The organism is Actinokineospora lacus, from assembly GCF_053813445.1.
In genome coordinates, this window is record NZ_JBQERA010000012.1 from 222686 (window position 1) to 239331 (window position 16646).

At 71.6% G+C, this 16646-nt stretch carries 13 protein-coding genes and 2 pseudogenes; 5 read left to right on the plus strand and 10 right to left on the minus strand.

Annotated features, from left to right (window positions below; all coding sequences use genetic code 11):
- Window positions 1–94 precede the first annotated feature (94 nt).
- The 4 genes and pseudogenes from ACTG9Q_RS27010 to infC all read right to left on the minus strand — a co-directional run.
- On the minus strand, window positions 95–919 hold the full coding sequence (locus tag ACTG9Q_RS27010) for a TrmH family RNA methyltransferase (protein ID WP_455575769.1): 825 nt from the start codon (window positions 917–919) through the stop codon (window positions 95–97).
- Window positions 916–1293 (minus strand): 50S ribosomal protein L20, encoded by a 378-nt coding sequence (rplT, locus tag ACTG9Q_RS27015; RefSeq protein ID WP_455575718.1) that lies wholly within the window; start codon window positions 1291–1293, stop codon window positions 916–918. Before rplT ends, ACTG9Q_RS27010 begins: the two co-directional genes overlap by 4 nt.
- A 65-nt stretch (window positions 1294–1358) precedes the next feature.
- The gene (rpmI, locus tag ACTG9Q_RS27020) at window positions 1359–1553 is read right to left on the minus strand and encodes a 50S ribosomal protein L35 (protein WP_455575719.1); all 195 of its coding nucleotides are present in this window, start codon (window positions 1551–1553) and stop codon (window positions 1359–1361) included.
- Between the two features lie 227 nt (window positions 1554–1780).
- A pseudogene (infC, locus tag ACTG9Q_RS27025) lies at window positions 1781–2359 on the minus strand (translation initiation factor IF-3); the annotation flags it as partial.
- A gap of 284 nt (window positions 2360–2643) precedes the next feature.
- On the opposite strand from infC, the gene ACTG9Q_RS27030 reads away from it, so the two are divergent.
- On the plus strand, window positions 2644–2907 hold the full coding sequence (locus ACTG9Q_RS27030) for a DUF1844 domain-containing protein (protein ID WP_455575770.1): 264 nt from the start codon (window positions 2644–2646) through the stop codon (window positions 2905–2907).
- On the opposite strand, the gene ACTG9Q_RS27035 is transcribed toward ACTG9Q_RS27030, so the two are convergent.
- Window positions 2888–3565, minus strand: a complete 678-nt coding sequence (locus ACTG9Q_RS27035; RefSeq protein ID WP_455575720.1) for a response regulator — start codon at window positions 3563–3565, stop codon at window positions 2888–2890. The genes ACTG9Q_RS27030 and ACTG9Q_RS27035 overlap by 20 nt on opposite strands.
- Window positions 3562–5160: an ATP-binding protein gene (locus ACTG9Q_RS27040; protein WP_455575721.1), complete on the minus strand. Its 1599-nt coding sequence runs from the start codon at window positions 5158–5160 to the stop codon at window positions 3562–3564. Before ACTG9Q_RS27040 ends, ACTG9Q_RS27035 begins: the two co-directional genes overlap by 4 nt.
- 106 nt (window positions 5161–5266) lie before the next feature.
- Here ACTG9Q_RS27040 and ACTG9Q_RS27045 point away from each other — a divergent pair, with 106 nt between their 5' ends.
- Window positions 5267–6616 carry a cation:dicarboxylate symporter family transporter gene (locus tag ACTG9Q_RS27045; RefSeq protein ID WP_455575722.1) on the plus strand — a complete coding sequence of 450 codons (1350 nt, stop codon included), beginning with the start codon at window positions 5267–5269 and terminating at the stop codon, window positions 6614–6616.
- A gap of 100 nt (window positions 6617–6716) precedes the next feature.
- Here ACTG9Q_RS27045 and ACTG9Q_RS27050 read toward each other — a convergent pair whose 3' ends face one another.
- The 3 genes from ACTG9Q_RS27050 to uvrA all read right to left on the minus strand — a co-directional run bounded on the left by ACTG9Q_RS27050 (window position 6717) and on the right by uvrA (window position 12257).
- Window positions 6717–9092 (minus strand): YcaO-like family protein, encoded by a 2376-nt coding sequence (locus tag ACTG9Q_RS27050; protein ID WP_455575723.1) that lies wholly within the window; start codon window positions 9090–9092, stop codon window positions 6717–6719.
- Complete coding sequence (locus ACTG9Q_RS27055; protein ID WP_455575724.1) at window positions 9082–9303, minus strand: hypothetical protein; 222 nt, start codon at window positions 9301–9303, stop codon at window positions 9082–9084. The genes ACTG9Q_RS27050 and ACTG9Q_RS27055 overlap by 11 nt, the downstream gene beginning before the upstream one ends.
- Window positions 9304–9404: 101 nt before the next feature.
- Complete coding sequence (gene uvrA / locus ACTG9Q_RS27060; protein WP_455575725.1) at window positions 9405–12257, minus strand: excinuclease ABC subunit UvrA; 2853 nt, start codon at window positions 12255–12257, stop codon at window positions 9405–9407.
- 262 nt (window positions 12258–12519) lie between these two features.
- On the opposite strand from uvrA, the pseudogene ACTG9Q_RS27065 reads away from it, so the two are divergent.
- Window positions 12520–13146: pseudogene (locus tag ACTG9Q_RS27065) on the plus strand (maleylpyruvate isomerase N-terminal domain-containing protein); the annotation flags it as partial.
- Here ACTG9Q_RS27065 and ACTG9Q_RS27070 read toward each other — a convergent pair.
- Window positions 13122–14336 carry an acyltransferase family protein gene (locus ACTG9Q_RS27070; protein WP_455575726.1) on the minus strand — a complete coding sequence of 405 codons (1215 nt, stop codon included), beginning with the start codon at window positions 14334–14336 and terminating at the stop codon, window positions 13122–13124. The pseudogene ACTG9Q_RS27065 and the gene ACTG9Q_RS27070 overlap by 25 nt on opposite strands.
- Before the next feature lie 157 nt (window positions 14337–14493).
- Between ACTG9Q_RS27070 and ACTG9Q_RS27075 the strand changes: the two genes are divergently transcribed.
- On the plus strand, window positions 14494–15171 hold the full coding sequence (locus ACTG9Q_RS27075) for an MBL fold metallo-hydrolase (protein WP_455575727.1): 678 nt from the start codon (window positions 14494–14496) through the stop codon (window positions 15169–15171).
- Window positions 15168–16514 carry a restriction system modified-DNA reader domain-containing protein gene (locus tag ACTG9Q_RS27080; protein WP_455575728.1) on the plus strand — a complete coding sequence of 449 codons (1347 nt, stop codon included), beginning with the start codon at window positions 15168–15170 and terminating at the stop codon, window positions 16512–16514. The genes ACTG9Q_RS27075 and ACTG9Q_RS27080 overlap by 4 nt, the downstream gene beginning before the upstream one ends.
- Window positions 16515–16646: the final 132 nt, after the last annotated feature.

The window sequence follows — 16646 nt, forward strand, 5'->3', positions numbered from 1 at the left end:
GCTCCCGGTAGTCCTTTTGACGGCCACTTGAGCGGCGGCCGGGTGAGCAGCCCGATCCTAAGTGATCGCACCGCGGCGGCCGCAGCGAGTTACCTCATCGGGTGGGTCTGCGCTGGGCACGGGCCGTTTCATAAAGGCACAGCGCGGCGGCGGTGGCGAGGTTGAGGCTCTCGGCGGGGCCGTAGAGGGGAATGCGCAGCGCGGTGTCGCAGGCCGCGATGACCTCCGGGGGCAGCCCGTGGGCCTCGTTGCCGAACACCCACGCGGTGGGTCCGGTCAGGTCAGCACTGGCGCCGTCGGTCCCGTGGAGGTCGTGTTCGGCGTGGCCGTCGGCGGCGATGAGGCGCAGCCCGGCGGCGCGGCAGGCGGCCAGCGCAGCGCCGACCTCGCGGGTGCGGGCGATCGGCAGGTGGAAGACGCTGCCGGTGGAGGCGCGCACGCACTTGCCGTTGTGCGGGTCGACGGTGTCCCCGGCGAAGACGACGGCGTCGGCGCCCGCGGCGTCGGCGGCCCGGGTGACGGTGCCCGCGTTGCCGGGGTCGGCGACCCCGACCAGCACGGCGACCATGGTGCCCGACACCACCGACTCCAGTGGACGGTCGAGGAGGTCGCACACGGCGACGAGCCCTTGCGGGGTAACGGTCTCGGAGAGCCCGGCGGCGGCCTTGTCGGTGACCTCGGAAACCCGGATGCCCGCGGCCTCGGCCGCGCTGATCAAGTCGGGTTCACGCTCCGCGGCCCACGCGGTGGCGAAGATCTCGTGCACCCGGCCGTGGGTGACGGCCTCGCGGACGGCCTGGGCGCCCTCGGCGAGGAAGCGGCCCGCCTTGTCCCGGCCCGCGCGGCGGGTCAGGTGCCGGGCGGCGGCGACCCGGGGCGTGCGTTCTGTGTACGCCCCGGGTCGCTGCTGGGTGCTCAGGAAGCGGCCTTGCCCTGGGCGTCGGCGTTGGCCTTGGCCACCTCGACCAGCGCGGTGAAGGCGACCGGGTCGCTGACGGCGAGCTCGGCGAGGATCTTGCGGTCGACCTCGACACCGGCGACGCGCAGTCCCTGGATGAGGCGGTTGTACGTCATGCCGTTCTGCCGCGCGGCGGCGTTGATCCGCTGGATCCACAGCTTGCGGAAGTCGCCCTTGCGGGCGCGGCGGTCACGGTAGGCGTAGTTGAGCGAGTGGAGCACCTGCTCCTTGGCCTTGCGGTACAGCCGGGAGCGCTGGCCGCGGTAGCCGCTGGCCAGTTCCAGGGTGGTGCGGCGCTTCTTCTGGGCGTTGACCGCCCGCTTCACGCGTGCCACGGTTGTCGTCCTGTCGATCTAGTGGGCGGCGGTACCCGCCCGGGTGGGCATGTGCGAGTGGGAGATCAACGGCCGAGCAGGCGCTTGAGGCGCGAGACGTCGGACTTGGCGACGGGCTCGGTGCCGGCCAGGCGGCGGGTGAGCTTGCTCGACTTCTTCTCCAGCAGGTGGCGCGTGCCTGCCTTCTGGCGGCGCAGCTTGCCCGAGCCGGTGACCCGCACTCGCTTGGAGGTCCCGGAGTGCGTCTTCATCTTGGGCATGTTCGATCCTCGGTTCGGCGCCGCCCGCGCCTTGGGGGGTGCGGGCGGCAGTCGGGGTGGACGTGGCCGGGAAGGCCCCGGCGTCACTCCGTTGTGGAGCCGTTGGCCACCGCGGTGTTCTCGGCGACCTCGCTGGTCTCGTCCGACTCGGTGGTGTCCACCGTGTCGATGGCGTCCTCGGAGTCGGCAATCTCGTCGGATTCCCGGTCCGGGCGCCCGGACGGGCCCTTCGGCTTGGGCTTGATGTGCTTGTGCGGGGCCAGCACCATGATCATGTTGCGGCCGTCCTGCTTGGCCGACGACTCGACGAAGCCAAGCTCGTGCACGTCCTCTGCGAGTCGCTGGAGCAGCCGGAAGCCCAGCTCGGGCCGGGACTGCTCACGCCCGCGGAACATGATGGTGACCTTGACCTTGTTCCCGCCTTCGAGGAAGCGCACGACGTTGCGCTTCTTGGTCTCGTAGTCGTGGGAGTCGATCTTCGGCCGGAGCTTCTGCTCCTTGATGACCGTGAGCACCTGGTTCCGCCGGGACTCGCGGGCCTTCTGCGCGCTCTCGTACTTGAACTTTCCGAAGTCCATGAGCTTGCAGACCGGCGGGCGAGCCTGGGGTGCGACCTCGACGAGGTCAAGGTCCGCCTCCTGCGCCAGGCGGAGCGCGTCTTCTATGCGCACGATCCCGACCTGTTCGCCGTTGGGTCCGACAAGTCGGACCTCCGGCACGCGGATGCGGTCGTTGATGCGTGTCTCCGTGCTGATGGGGCCTCCTCGGTACGACCAGTGCGTGCGACTGCGCCGTGAGGTCCCCAAATCATCGAGCCCCGTCGCCGTGATGGCGCGGGGCCCGCTTCCGACCGATCAGTGCTGACAGCACTGGCGCCCCGGTGAAGGGGCTGACCGGACCCGGCACCTGTGGTGACGCGGGTGGGAGCGGGGGCTCCACTTTGCCGCCCCCAAGGTTCGGAGGCTGGTCGCACGTGGAATGGTAGCAGACCGTGAACGACACCTCCGCCGAGCACCCGCCCGCCGACGACGACAACGCCCGCGACCTCGCCGAGATCCCCAGCGTCGAGGTGATCAGCCGGGCCGCGGTGATGCTGATGTCGGCCGCGGCCGAGCGGCTCGGCCTCTCGCACGCGGACCCCTCGTCCAGCCCGCACCGCGACCTGGACGAGGCGCGGCGGCTGATCACCGCGCTCGCGGGCCTGGTCACCGCGTCGGCGGAGTACCTGGGCCCGCACGCCGCGCCGATCCGCGACGGGCTCCAGTCGCTGCAGAAGGCGTTCCGGGAGGAGTCGGCGTTCCCCGACGAGCCCGGCCAGGGGCCCGGGGAGAAGTTCACCGGTCCGGTGTACTGAGCCGGTAGCGGACCTCCGGGCGTCCGACGGTTCCGTAGCGGGGCTGGCGGGCGGCCAGCCCGTGGTCGGCGAGGTATTCCAGGTACCGCCGCGCGGTGACCCGGGAGACGCCCACGGCTTGCGCCGTCGCGGCGGCGGACAGCTCGCCCGCGGCCCGGACCACGGCGAGGACCGCGTCCAGCGTCTCCCCGCTCATCCCCTTGGGCAGCGCGGTGTGGTCGGTGCTGCGCAGCGCGCCGAACGCCTGGTCCACTTCGGACTGGCCGAGCGCGGCTCCCCCGCCGAGCCGGTCGCGGTAGCGGGCGTAGCCCTGCAGCTTGTCGCGCAGCCCGGCGAAGGTGAACGGCTTGAGCAGGTACTGCACCACGCCGACGGACACCGCCGCGCGCACCACGGCCAGGTCGCGCGCCGAGGTCACCGCGATGACGTCGGCGGACCCGCCCCCGGCCCGCAGCGCCCGGACGACGTCGAGGCCGTGGGTGTCGGGCAGGTAGAAGTCCAGCAGGACGAGGTCCACCGCGGTGCCCGCCAGGAACCGCAGGGCGTCGCGGCCGGAGTGCACGACGCCCGCGACGCCGAAGCCGGGCACGCGCTCGACGTAGGTCCGGTGCGCCTCGGCGGAGACCTGGTCGTCCTCCACGACCAGCACGGTGATCACGTCCGCGCTCCCAGCGGCAGCCGCACGGTGAACACCGCGCCCACCTCGCCGCCCACCTCGACGGCGCCCCCGCACCGCCGCACGGCCTGCCCGACGAGGGCGAGCCCGATCCCCCTGCCCTCGTCCTTTGTGGACCACCCACGGCGGAACGCGGCCGCCACGGCGTCGGGGGGCAGGCCGCGGCCGGTGTCGGACACCCGCAGGAGCAGGTCCCCACCGGAGACACCCGCGTGGACCCGCACGCACGGCCTGCGCCGGTCAGCGGCCTCGACGGCGGCGTCCACCGCGTTGTCGATGAGGTTGCCGAGGATGGTCACCAGGTCCCGCGCGGTCACCGGGCCATCATGGCCCAGCGCGGCGGCCGGGATGGCCGAGTCCGGCTCGACGACCAGCTCGACGCCCCGCTCCCCCGCCTCGGCTGCCTTGCCCAGCAGCAGGGCGGCCAGGACCGGCTCGGACACCGCGCCCACCACCTGGTCGGTCAGGCGCTGGGCCAGGGCCAGCTCGCCGGTGGCGAAGTCCACGGCCTCGGCGGTGCGGCCCAGCTCGACCAGGGACACCACGGTGTGCAGGCGGTTGGCCGCCTCGTGCGCCTGGGCCCGCAGGGACTCGGTGAAGCCGCGGACGGTGTCCAACTCCCCCGTGAGGGCCTGCAGGTCGGTCCGGTCGCGCAGGGTCACCACGGTGCCCAGCGGCCGTCCGTCGACGCGCACGGTGGAGGAGTTCACGACGAGCACGCGGGTGTCGGTGAGGTGCAGTTCGTCGCGCATCTCCACGCCGCCGAGCAGGTGCCCGGCCAGCGCGGGCGGCAGGCCCAGCTCGTCGACGCGGCGGCCGTCGGCGTCGGGGGGCAGGTCGAGCAGCGCGCGGACACCGTCGTTGCAGAGGGTCACCCGGTGGTCGCGGTCGAGCAGCACCAGGCCCTCGCGGACCGCGTGCAGGATCGACTCGTGGTAGGTGATCACCCGGCGCAGCTCGGCCGGGGCGAGGCCGCCGGTCTGCCTGCGCAGGCGGCGGCTGACCAGGTAGCTGCCCGCCGCGCCGACGAGCAGCGCCGCGCCCGCCACCGCCAGCAGCGCCAGCACCCGGCCCGCGACCTGGTCGCTGATCGCCGCCAGGGTGATGCCCGCCGAGACCAGCGCGACCACCGCCCGGTCCGGCCCGAAGACCGGGACCACGGCGCGCACGGACGGGCCGAGCGTGCCGGTGTAGGTCTCGGTGAAGGCGCGCCCGGCCAGCGCCTGCGCGGTGTTGCCGAGGAACCGGCCGCCGATCATCCGCGGGTTCGGGTGGGTGAACCGCACGCCCGCCGGGTCCATGACCGTGATGAAGTCGATCCCGGTGTCGGCGAGCACGGCCTCGGTGTAGGGCTGCAGGACGGCGGTGGGGTCCGGCCCGGTGACGGCGTCGGCGACCATGGGCGCGTCGGCGACGGCGCGGGCCAGCGCGGTGACCGTCGCCGCGCTGGACTCCTCGGCCCGGTCGGCCACGTCGGCCCAGGCCAGCGCCGCTCCCCCGGTCACGATCACGGCCACGATCACGCCCTGGAGCAGGAGCAACTGTCGGGCCAGGCTCCATTGCCCGCGCTGGTTCATGGGCCCAGTCTGAACCGCGGGCCGTGAACGCAATGAACGCAATGGTGACCGCGACCACACCGCGGCCGCAGGGTCTTGGGCAACCCGAATGCCCTTGGAGGCCCCCGTGTCAGCTCCCCCGCGGCAACGCCGAGACCGCGCGCACTGGCTCTACATCGCCGTCATCGCCGCCGTCGTGCTCGGGGTCGGCGTCGGCTTCCTCGCCCCGGACCTCGCCAAGGAGCTCAAGCCGCTGGGCACCGGGTTCGTCGCGCTGATCAAGATGATGATCAGCCCGATCATCTTCTGCACGATCGTGCTGGGCATCGGGTCGGTGGCCAAGGCGGCCAGCGTCGGGCGGGTCGGCGGGCTGGCCCTGGGCTACTTCCTGGTCATGTCGACCGTCGCGCTGGCCATCGGCCTGCTCGTGGGCAACCTCCTGCACCCCGGCGACGGGCTGCGGGTGACCGCGGAGACCGCCGCCGCGGGCGCCTCCCAGGTCAAGGAGTCGGAGACGACGACGGAGTTCATCCTCGGCGTCATCCCCGCGACCCTGGTGTCGTCGCTGACCGAGGGCGAGGTGCTGCAGACGCTGTTGGTCGCCCTGCTGGTCGGCTTCGCGCTCCAGCGGCTCGGTCGGGCCGGTGAACCGGTCCTGCGGGGGATCGGGCACCTGCAGAAGCTGGTGTTCCGCGTCCTGGCCATGATCATGTGGGTCGCGCCGGTCGGCGCGTTCGGCGCGATCGCCGCCGTGGTCGGGGAGACCGGGCTGGCCGCGATCAAGAGCCTCGCGGTGATCATGCTCGGCTTCTACGCGACCTGCCTGCTGTTCGTCGTGGCCGTGCTGGGCACGCTGCTATGGCTGGTGGCGCGGGTGAACCTGTTCTCGCTGCTGCGCTACCTGGGCCGGGAGTTCCTGCTGATCCTGTCGACGTCCTCCTCGGAGGTGGCGCTGCCCCGGCTGATCGCCAAGATGGAGCACCTGGGCGTGAGCCGCCCGGTCGTCGGCATCACCGTGCCCACCGGCTACTCGTTCAACCTCGACGGCACCGCGATCTACCTGACCATGGCCACCCTGTTCGTGGCCAACGCCACCGGCGCGCCGCTGGCGGCGGGCGAGCAGATCTCGCTGCTGGTGTTCATGGTCATCGCCTCGAAGGGCGCCGCCGGGGTCACCGGCGCGGGCCTGGCCACGCTGGCGGGCGGGCTGCAGTCACACCGCCCCGACCTGGTCGAGGGGGTGGGCCTGATCGTGGGCATCGACCGGTTCATGTCCGAAGCGCGGGCGCTGACCAACTTCGCGGGCAACGCCGTCGCCACGGTCCTGGTCGGCACCTGGACCCGGGAGTTCGACCGGGACCAGGCGCGCGCGGTCCTCACCGGCGACGACCCCTTCGACGAGACCACGATGAGCGACGACCACGGCACCGTGGAGGTGGCGCCGCAGCGCACGCCGGTGGCGGCGGGAACGCCGTAGCCTGCGCGCCCCTGCCTCGTTGTACCGATCGAACCGCCCGCCGCCCGATGCCCCCGGGACCGGGCGGTTCAGTCGTCCCCGGCACGTCATCCCCTGGGCGTCACCAGACCGGGTGCACGGGTCTGCGGTGGTCGGGCAGCAGCCGGGGCCGCAGGCGCGGGACGACCGCCCGGTCGTTGCCGTGGCCGTAGCTCAGCGGCTGCAGGCGGGCGCTGACGGCGCGGACCACGCGGAACGGGCCGGTGGCGACGTCGGAGCTGGTCACGTCGACCAGGGCGACCTTGATGCCGGTGGCGCCGAGGACCCCGGCCAGGTCGTCGGTGGACGCCGGGGCGCCGGTCTCGGGCAGGTCGGCGAGGCGGGTGGTGCCGCCGCAGCGCAGCCGGTCGAAGGCGACGACGCGGTCGGGGCGGAAGTAGTAGGCGGCGTGGTCGAGCATCCCGCGCACGTCCTCGGGGCGCTCGGGCACGGGGTGCGCCTTCTCCCGCAGCAGCATGGTCAGGTGCGGGGCGCTCTGGGCCAGTTCCATGATCGCCGCGCGGATGGCGGCGCGCGGGTCGCGGTCGGCCCCCAGGCCCAGCACCGCGCCGGGCAGCTTCTTGCCGTCGCCGAGGGCGAGCGCGACGGCGGTGGCGCCGTAGGTGCTGGTGGGCAGGAGGTGGACCTCGACGATGTGGCCCTCGTCGGTCAGGGCGTCGACGGCGTCGGCGAGGTCGGCGTCGAGGGTGTCGTCCAGGTCGAGGAAGCGCCCCTTGGCGCCGGTGAGCCAGGCGGCGAGCATGGCGTCGCGCTCGACGAGCTCGAGGACGGCGGGCACGGCGGCGGACTCCGCGTCCTGCCCCGCGGCCAGGCCGTTGGAGGTGCCCTGGCAGATGAGGTGCTCGGGCAGCAGGGACAGCTGCAGGTAGGCCAGGACGGCGGGCACCCAGACGGGTCGGCCGTCGTGCAGCCAGGTGCCGCGCACCCAGGGGTGGTCGACGCGGCGGTCGAAGGGGACGAAGTCGAACCCCTCGGCGGCGTACTGGGCCGGGTCGTAGAGGGGCAGCTCGCGCGGGTCGAGGACGTCGCCGTCGAGGTCGGCCGGGCGGGCCCAGTGCAGGCGGGCGGGGTCGGGCAGGCTGGCGGCGTAGCGCTCGACGGCCTCGCCGACGGCGGAGCGGATGGCGGCGGCCTCGTCCATGCCCTTGCCCCAGCCGATCGGCAGGGGGTGCGCGCGGCCCGCCTGGTCCAGGTGGTGCGGTGGGGCGGCGGTGGCGACGTGGATGCCGCCGGGCAGGGGCTGGCGGACGCTCAGCCACGGGATGACGCCGGTCAGCGGGTCGACCCAGCCCGCCAGGGACTCCAGGAGTTCGGCCGGGTCGTCGGTGTCGGGCAGCTTGACGGTGGCGATGCCGTCGGCGCCGCCGCAGACCGGGCAGTCGGGCAGCGGGATCACCCGGTGCCACAGCGTCGTGCCGTCGCGGATCTCGGCGACGTGGTCGCGCAGCTCCAGCCGCTCGCGCAGGAGCGCGACCACGGCCGCGTCCCGGGGCGCGTCCGCCGCGGCCACCACCGACCCGGCGACCACGGCCGTCCTGTCGTCCACCCCGGCGATCACCGCCCCGGAGACCCGCGTGGTCGCCTCGCCGTCGGGCGCCTGCGCGAGGCGGGCCAGCGCGTGGCCGGTTACCCGGGTGGTCACCTCGCCGTCGTCCAGGGCCCGGCCGGTCGTCCGCGCGCCGTCCAACCGGGCCAGCTGCCCGCCGGTCACGCGGGAGGTCGCCTCGCCATCGCCGACGGGCCACTCCGCGGTCGTGCGCGCACCGCCCGGCCTGGCCGACTGCCCGCCGGTCACCCGAGAAGTCGCCTCACCCCCGGACCACTCGGCGGTCGTCCGCACACCACCCGGCCGGACCGGCTGCCCGCCGCTCACCCGGGAGATCGCCTCACCATCACTCCCGGCGGTTCGCGCACCGCCCGGCCGGGCCGACTGCCCGCCGGTGACCCGGGAGGTCGCCTCGCTGTCGCCGACGGTCCGGTCGGCGGTCGTTCGGGCGCCGCCCGGCCTGGGCGACTGCCCGCCGGTCACCCGGGAGGTCGCCTCGCCGTCGGCGGACCAGCCCGGGGACACCGGGGCGGTGCGGGTGGTCAGCTCCGGGTCGACCGCGGCGGCGCCCGACATCCCGGCCGCGGCGGCGACGCGGCGCACGCGGGCGCACTCCGCGCAGCCCGGGCGCCCCGGCTCCGACAGCGGGCCCGCGTACACCGTCTCGCCGTCCACCTCGACCACCACCGCGGGCAGCCGGGCCTGCCTGGCCCACCGGCCGAAGGCCCTGGTGTCCACCCGCGAGCCGGGGACCACGCACACCGCCAGCCGGGCGCCCGGTCGGCTCGCCCGGTCGAACACCACCTCGGGACCCAGTTCCCGGCGCAGGCGCGCCGAGAGCCCGGCCGCGTCCGTCGGCCGGGCTGGGTCCACGCGCGGTTCAGCAGGCACGAACGGCCATCTCCTTGGCCGTCCGGCCGGGTGCCCCGGCCGGGGTGCGGCGCCGGGCGACGAGCCGGAACTCGGCGGGGGCGGTGATGCCCTTCATGACTTCCCAGCGGCGCAGCCGAGCGTCGTCACCGCCGCCGAGCAGGGACAGCGGGGCGGCGGTGCCGCGCGTCATCGTGGCGACCCTGGCTTCCAGGTCTCGCGGGTTGGTCATGGCGGGGCCTCCTCGTGGTCTTCGTACACAGAGGAGCGCCGCCGACCTGTCCGGATACATCCTGGCCGGTCATCGTGGCCCGGAATGCCCCGGCAGGCAACTCACAGCACCTTGGAGAGGAACCTCCCGGTGTGGCTCTCCCGCACCTCGGCGACGTCCTCGGGGGTGCCCGTGGCGACGACGCCGCCACCACCGGAGCCGCCCTCGGGCCCGAGGTCGATCACCCAGTCCGAGGTCTTGATCACGTCGAGGTTGTGCTCGATGACGATGACGGTGTTGCCCTTGTCGACCAGGCCGTTGATCACGCCGAGCAGCTTGCGGATGTCCTCGAAGTGCAGGCCGGTGGTCGGCTCGTCGAGGATGTAGACCGTCTTGCCGGTGGAGCGCTTCTGCAGCTCACTGGCCAGTTTCACGCGCTGGGCCTCGCCGCCGGAGAGCGTCGGCGCCGGCTGGCCGAGGCGCACGTAGCCCAGGCCGACGTCCACCAGCGTCTTCAGGTAGCGGTGGATGACCTTGATCGGCTCGAAGAAGTCGGCGGCCTCCTCGATGGGCATGTCCAGCACCTCGGCGATGGTCTTGCCCTTGTAGTGCACCTCCAGGGTCTCCCGGTTGTACCGGGCGCCCTTGCACACCTCGCACGGGACGTAGACGTCCGGCAGGAAATTCATCTCGATCTTGATGGTGCCGTCGCCCGCGCACGCCTCGCAGCGCCCGCCCTTGACGTTGAAGGAGAAGCGGCCCGGCTGGTAGCCCCGCACCTTGGCCTCGGTCGTCGAGGCGAAGAGCTTGCGGATGTTGTCGAACACCCCGGTGTAGGTCGCCGGGTTGGACCGCGGCGTGCGCCCGATCGGCGACTGGTCGACCTGCACCAGCTTGTCGAGGTGCTCCAGGCCCTTGACCCTGGTGTGCCTGCCGGGCACCTGGCGGGCGCCGTTGAGCTTGTTGGCCAGGACGGTGGCCAGGATGTCGTTGACCAGGGTGGACTTGCCGGAGCCGGAGACGCCGGTCACCGAGACCAGGCAGCCCAGCGGGAACGACACGTCGACGCCGCGCAGGTTGTGCTCGCGCGCGCCGACCACGGTGAGCTGGCGCTTGCGGTCGATGGGCCTGCGCAGGTCGGGCTTGGGGATCTCCGCCCGGCCGGAGAGGTAGGCCCCGGTCAGCGACTTCTTGTTCTTCAGCAGGTCCTTGAACGTGCCGCTGTGCACCACCTGGCCGCCGTGCTCGCCCGCGCCGGGCCCGATGTCGACGATCCAGTCCGACGAGCGGATGGTGTCCTCGTCGTGCTCGACGACGATCAGCGTGTTGCCGAGGTTGCGCAGCCGGGTCAGCGTCTCGATGAGCCGGTGGTTGTCGCGCTGGTGCAGCCCGATCGACGGCTCGTCCAGCACGTACAGCACGCCCACCAGGCCGGAGCCGATCTGGGTGGCCAGCCGGATGCGCTGCGCCTCGCCGCCGGAGAGCGTGCCCGCGGCGCGGTCGAGGGAGAGGTAGTCCAGGCCGACGTCGAGCAGGAACCGCAGCCGGGCCTGGATCTCCTTGAGCACCGCGCCTGCGATCATCGTCTCGCGCTTGCCGAGGGTCAGCCCGTCGAGGAAGCGCGCGCACTCGCTGATCGACATGGCCGCGACCTCGGCGATCGAGCGGTCGCCCTGGTCGGCGTGGGCCAGGGTGACGGCCAGGATCTCGGGCTTGAGCCGGGTGCCCTGGCACGCGGGGCAGGGCACCTCCCGCATGTAGCCCTCGTACTTCTCGCGCATGTAGTCGGACTCGGTCTGCTCCTGGCGGCGCTCCAGGAACGGGATCACGCCCTCGTAGCTGGCGTAGTAGGAGCGCTCGCGTCCGTAGCGGTTCTTGTAGCGCACGTGCACCTGGTCGCTGACCCCGTGCAGGACGGCCTTCTGCGCCTTCGCGGGCAGCCGGCGCCACGGGGTGTCCATGCGGAAGCCGATGGACTCCCCCAGCGCGCCGAGCAGGCGGGTGAAGTACTCCGCGGTCTGCCCGCCCGCCCACGGGGCGATGGCGCCCTCGCCCAGGGACAGCTCGTCGTCGGGCACGACCAGCTCCGGGTCGACCTCCTGCTTGACGCCCAGGCCGGTGCACTGGGGGCACGCGCCGTAGGGGGAGTTGAAGGAGAACGAGCGCGGCTCCAGGTCCTCCACGCCGAGCGGGTGGCCGTTGGGGCAGGCCAGGTGCTCGGAGAAGCCGCGCCTGCGCTGCGCGTCGTGCTCGTCGAGGTCGACGAAGTCCAGCTCGATCAGCCCGTCGGCCAGGCGCAGCGCGGTCTCCACCGAGTCGGTGAGCCGCTGCTTGGCGCTGGGCTTGACGGTCAGCCGGTCGATGACGACCGCGATCTCGTGCTTCTCCTGCTTCTTCAGCTTCGGCGGGTCGTTGAGCTGGTGCAGCACCCCGTCGACCAGCGCGCGGGCGTAGCCCTGGGTCTGCAGCTGGGAGAACAGGTCGACGTACTCGCCCTTGCGGCCGCGGATGACCGGGGCCAGCACCTGGAACTTGGTGCCCTCGGGCATGGCGAGCACCTGGTCGACGATCTGCTGGGGTGTCTGCCTGCTGATCGCCTCACCGCACGCCGGGCAGTGCGGCTTGCCCGCACGCGCGTAGAGCAGGCGCAGGTAGTCGAAGACCTCGGTGATCGTGCCGACGGTGGAGCGGGGGTTGCGGCTGGTGGACTTCTGGTCGATCGACACCGCGGGCGAGAGGCCCTCGATGAAGTCGACGTCGGGCTTGTCCATCTGGCCGAGGAACTGCCGCGCGTAAGCCGACAGCGACTCCACGTAGCGGCGCTGGCCCTCGGCGAAGATCGTGTCGAACGCCAGGCTGGACTTGCCCGAACCGGACAGGCCGGTGAAGACGATCAGACTGTCCCGGGGCAGGTCGATGTCGACGCCGCGCAGGTTGTGCTCCCGGGCGCCGCGAACAACGAGGCGGTCGGCCACTGAGGTCCCTTCGGTTCGTGCTGTAGAGCCCGTCACACGGCTGGACGCGCGGAACACCGCTGGTACCTGCTCAAACGCGACGGGGGTTCTCGGCCACGGAAGCGGCCAGCGTCCATGCTAAGCGGGGGGTCCGACAATTCTGCCCCGCGAGGGCTCCCGATGCACCCGCGGAGCGGTACCCGCCGGTAACGGGGCTCGCCTAACCTGGGTGGCGGGCGCTGCTGCGCCATTCACCCGACACCCACGCCGAAGGTAAGTACCCATGACGGGATCGACAACGACTTCCGTACAGGCCGACCGGGCGGCGAACGCGCTGGTCGCCGTGCGCGAGGCGACCACGACGCTGCTGGGCGCGGTGGCCGGGCTGGACCAGCGCGCGCTGGCCGCGCCGAGCCTGCTGCCGGGCTGGACGCGCGGGCACGTGGTGACCCACCTGGCCCGCAACGCGGACGCTTTGGTGAACCTGCTCACGTGGGCGCGGACCGGGATCGAACACCCCGCGTACCCGAGCAGGGCCGACCGCGACGCCGACATCGCCGACGGTTCCGACCGGATCGCCCAAGTGCAGCGCGAGGATCTGATCGCCGCGGGCGAGCGGTTCCTGTTCGCCGCCGAGCGGCTCGACTCCGACGCGTGGTCGACCATGCTCGCGCACCCCTCCGGCAGGCCGATGGCCGCCGCGGAGATCCCCGAGCTGCGCCTGTTCGAGATCTGGACGCACCTGGTCGACCTCGACTCCGGGATCGACTTCACCGCCGTGCACCCCGGCCACCTCGACCTGATGCTGGACATCGCCGTGCGGGGCAGGCTCGCGGACGACGGGGCGGCGGCGGTGCGCCTGACCGTGGACTTCCCCGACGGGCGTCAGGCGGAGTTCGCCCTGGCGGGCGCGCTCAGCTGCGCGGTCAGCGGCACCACGGCGGCCGTCTTGGGCTGGCTGACCGGCCGCGGCCCCGCCGACGCGCTGACCGGCGAGCCGCCGACGCTGGGGCCCTGGGGCTGAGGCGTCTGCGGCACCTCGCGCAGCGCGGCGGCCAGGGCGGCGACGCCCGCGCGGGCCCTCGCGGCGAACTCGGTGAACCCCGCGCCGGTCAGCCAGGCGTGCACGGGCCGCTCGACCGCCCGGGTCAGGGCCCAGCCGAGCAGCACGGCCATCGCCAGGCAGAGGACGAAGCGGCCCACGGGGCCGACACCGGCGTCGACCAGGAGCCGGGCGAGGACGTAGCCGAGTTCCTGGTGGACGAGGTAGACGCCGAAGGAGATGCCCGCCAGCCAGGTGATCGGCCGGGCCAGCGGGCCGACCTTCCAGTCCGGCCCGCCCGCGGCCATGGCCAGCGCGATCAGGGCGAACCCGAACGCGATCGTGGAGGCGGTATCCACGAACTGGGTGTGCAGCTCCAGTGCGATGAGCACGGCGGCGCCGTAGGCGGCCAGGTGCTGGCCGGACATCCGCTCACGGGTCCACAGCCACACCGCGACGCCCACGCCGAACAGCGCGGCCCTGTGCAGCGTCAGACCGTCGAAAGTGGACCGCATCCACTGTGGGGAGTCGGCGTGGATCACGAGGAAGCGCAGCAGGAGCGGGACGACGACCAGCGCCCACAGCAGCGTCGCCATGGCGACGGGCCCGCGCAGCCATTCCCGCGGCCACAGGAGGGCGGCGCAGAGGAAGGCGAGCACCTGGGCCGGGAGCGTCCAGTACGAGCCGTCGACCCAGTGGAAGTCCGGTGACCACGCCTGCACGAGCAGCAGGTTCGACGCCAGGTCGGTGAGATCGGCCGCGTACCACCCGAACTTCGGCGCGAACCACCGCAGCACGGCGAAGGTGACCAGCAGGGCGGCGAAGTAGGGCGGCAGCAACCGCGCCAGCCGGTGCCCCAGCCACCGCGCGGTCCGCCCGCGCCGCACCGTCACGCAGACGAAGAAGGCGGACACGACCAGGAGGGTGTTGGCGCCGAACAGGACGGGCAGGTGGATCGGGAAGGGCCCGAGTTCGGGGTGGTTGAGCGGAGCCTGCCGGGTGATGTGGCCCACAACCACACCGAGCACGGCGACGACGCGCACAACGTCCCAGCTCACTTTGCGCACGGACTTGACGGGTTCTGTCTGCGGTTTCGGCACGGCTCACAGGGGTGGTCGGCGACAGGTCACGGCGTGGTAACACCTTAGTCGGTGCGGGCGGGCCAGTGCGGATGGGGTGGCACCTATCGTTGCCTTCGGACTACCGTCTGCCACCGTGGAGCTTGTCGATGAGTACACCGGTCACGTGGCCCCCAGCGGCCCTGCCGCCCGCCGCACCCTTGAGGCCCTGACGATCACCAAGGTCTCGGTGGGCCCGATGGACAACAACGCCTACCTGCTGACCTGCCGGTCGACACACCAGGCACTGCTGATCGACGCCGCCAACGACCCGGCCCGCCTCTCCGACCTCATCGGCCACGGCCCCGACCGGCCAACCCTGCGCACGATCGTCACGACGCACCAGCACGACGACCACTGGCAGGCCCTCGGCGCCACCGCGGGCGCCTTCGGCGCGGAAACGATCGCCCACCCCGCCGACGCCGACCCACTCCCCGTCCCACCGGACCACCTGGTCACCCACGGCGACATCATCACCGTCGGCGCCTGCGCCCTCGAAGTGATCCACCTCCGCGGCCACACCCCCGGCTCCATCGCCCTGCTCTACCGCGACCCCACCGGCCACCCCCACCTCTTCACCGGCGACTCCCTCTTCCCCGGCGGCGTCGGCCGGACCACCTCCCCAGAGGACTTCACCAGCCTCCTCGACGACGTCGAACACCGCGTCTTCGCCGACCTACCGGACGAGACCTGGTTCTACCCAGGCCACGGCGACGACTCCACCCTCGGAACCGAACGCCCCAACCTCACCGACTGGCGCGAGCGCGGCTGGTGAGCCAGCGAGACCCCGAGAACCGCCGCGAAAGCATCCGCGATCTCCTCGACGCGGGCCTGCTCCGCGCGGGCGAACGACTGCGATTCACCCGTCCCAAATCGGGCGAAGAAGATGTCGCCACGGTGTCATCCGAAGGGCGCATCGTCCTGGCGAATGGCGCCGAGTTCGCCACTCCCTCAGACGCGGCCAAAGCAGTCACCAATACTCAGGTGAACGGTTGGACCGTGTGGCGCACCGACGCGAATCGAACCCTCGCATCCCTACGCGACCAGCTTCGCGACGCGACGGCAGGTATCACCGTGTCGTCCACGCCGCATGAATACTTGAGCGAAGTCGGCGAACAACTCCGAGCGGACGAGGCCGCCTCGATCACAGTGCGCGAACTGCTACGACACTGGAACGCGCGGAACCGTGGGACTAGGATCACCCGCCGCATCGAGAAGGATCTCGCAAGCCATGGCGTCAAGACGTTCCCGCATTTTCGTGATGTAGCGCTCGATACACCGATCCGGTTCGCACTACTGGATGACGAAAGAACAGAAAATTCGCCGGATAGTTCCGCAATTAATGCGCACCCTTCATCCAGCTCCGACATCGAGCCAGACGACAGCGACCCACCGCAGATCGGTCTCAAGGTCGGTAATCTGCCATCGGCGATGGACGGAGTCGTTTCCATAACGCCAGACAGCACCGTCGAGCAGGCGATCACGATGATGCAGCTCGATGACTACTCCCAGTTGGCCGTACTATCCACCAATAAGCGTAAACTCGCTGGCGCGGTAACATGGAAATCGATAGCTACTGCTCGGCATACGAACCCGGATGCCGCTCTACGCGACTGCTTGATCGACGCGCCAGAGATCCCCTACAATAAGGAACTGGTTGATGTCTTGGACGTCCTCCAGAGTGTCGGGTTCGTCTTCGTGCGAAACGAGATCGCCGAAATCAATGGTATTGTCACAGCGGCTGACCTTGCACACGCGTACGGGGATATGGCAACACCGTTCTTCCTGATCGGAGAACTGGATCAATTGTTGCGACACATCGTCAGCACGCGCATCCCTCTCGCAGAAGTTGTTGCGCTGTGCGATTCCTCGGAATCTCGCGGAATCACGTCATTCGACCAACTGACCATGGGCGACTACGAACGCACTTTGCAGAATCCTAACTCATGGAAACGCCTAGACACCAAGCTGGACCGCGCTCTCTTCTGCGAGAGACTGGGGATGATTCGCGAGATTCGGAACGACATCACGCACTTCAACCCTGAGGACATTCCTCCGAACACCGTCGACATGCTTCGGAATCTCATGCGCGTGATCCGCTTGAACATGACGGTCTAATCCGGTCGCGGCCGCCCATAGCTGCGATCCACCTGTCACCCGTCATGCACGATCGTTCATCGTGGACCACTGCTGCGCCCATGCCGGTCGAGGTGACCCGGTTGGGAGGAACGAACTAGCCGCGCTGTGGGG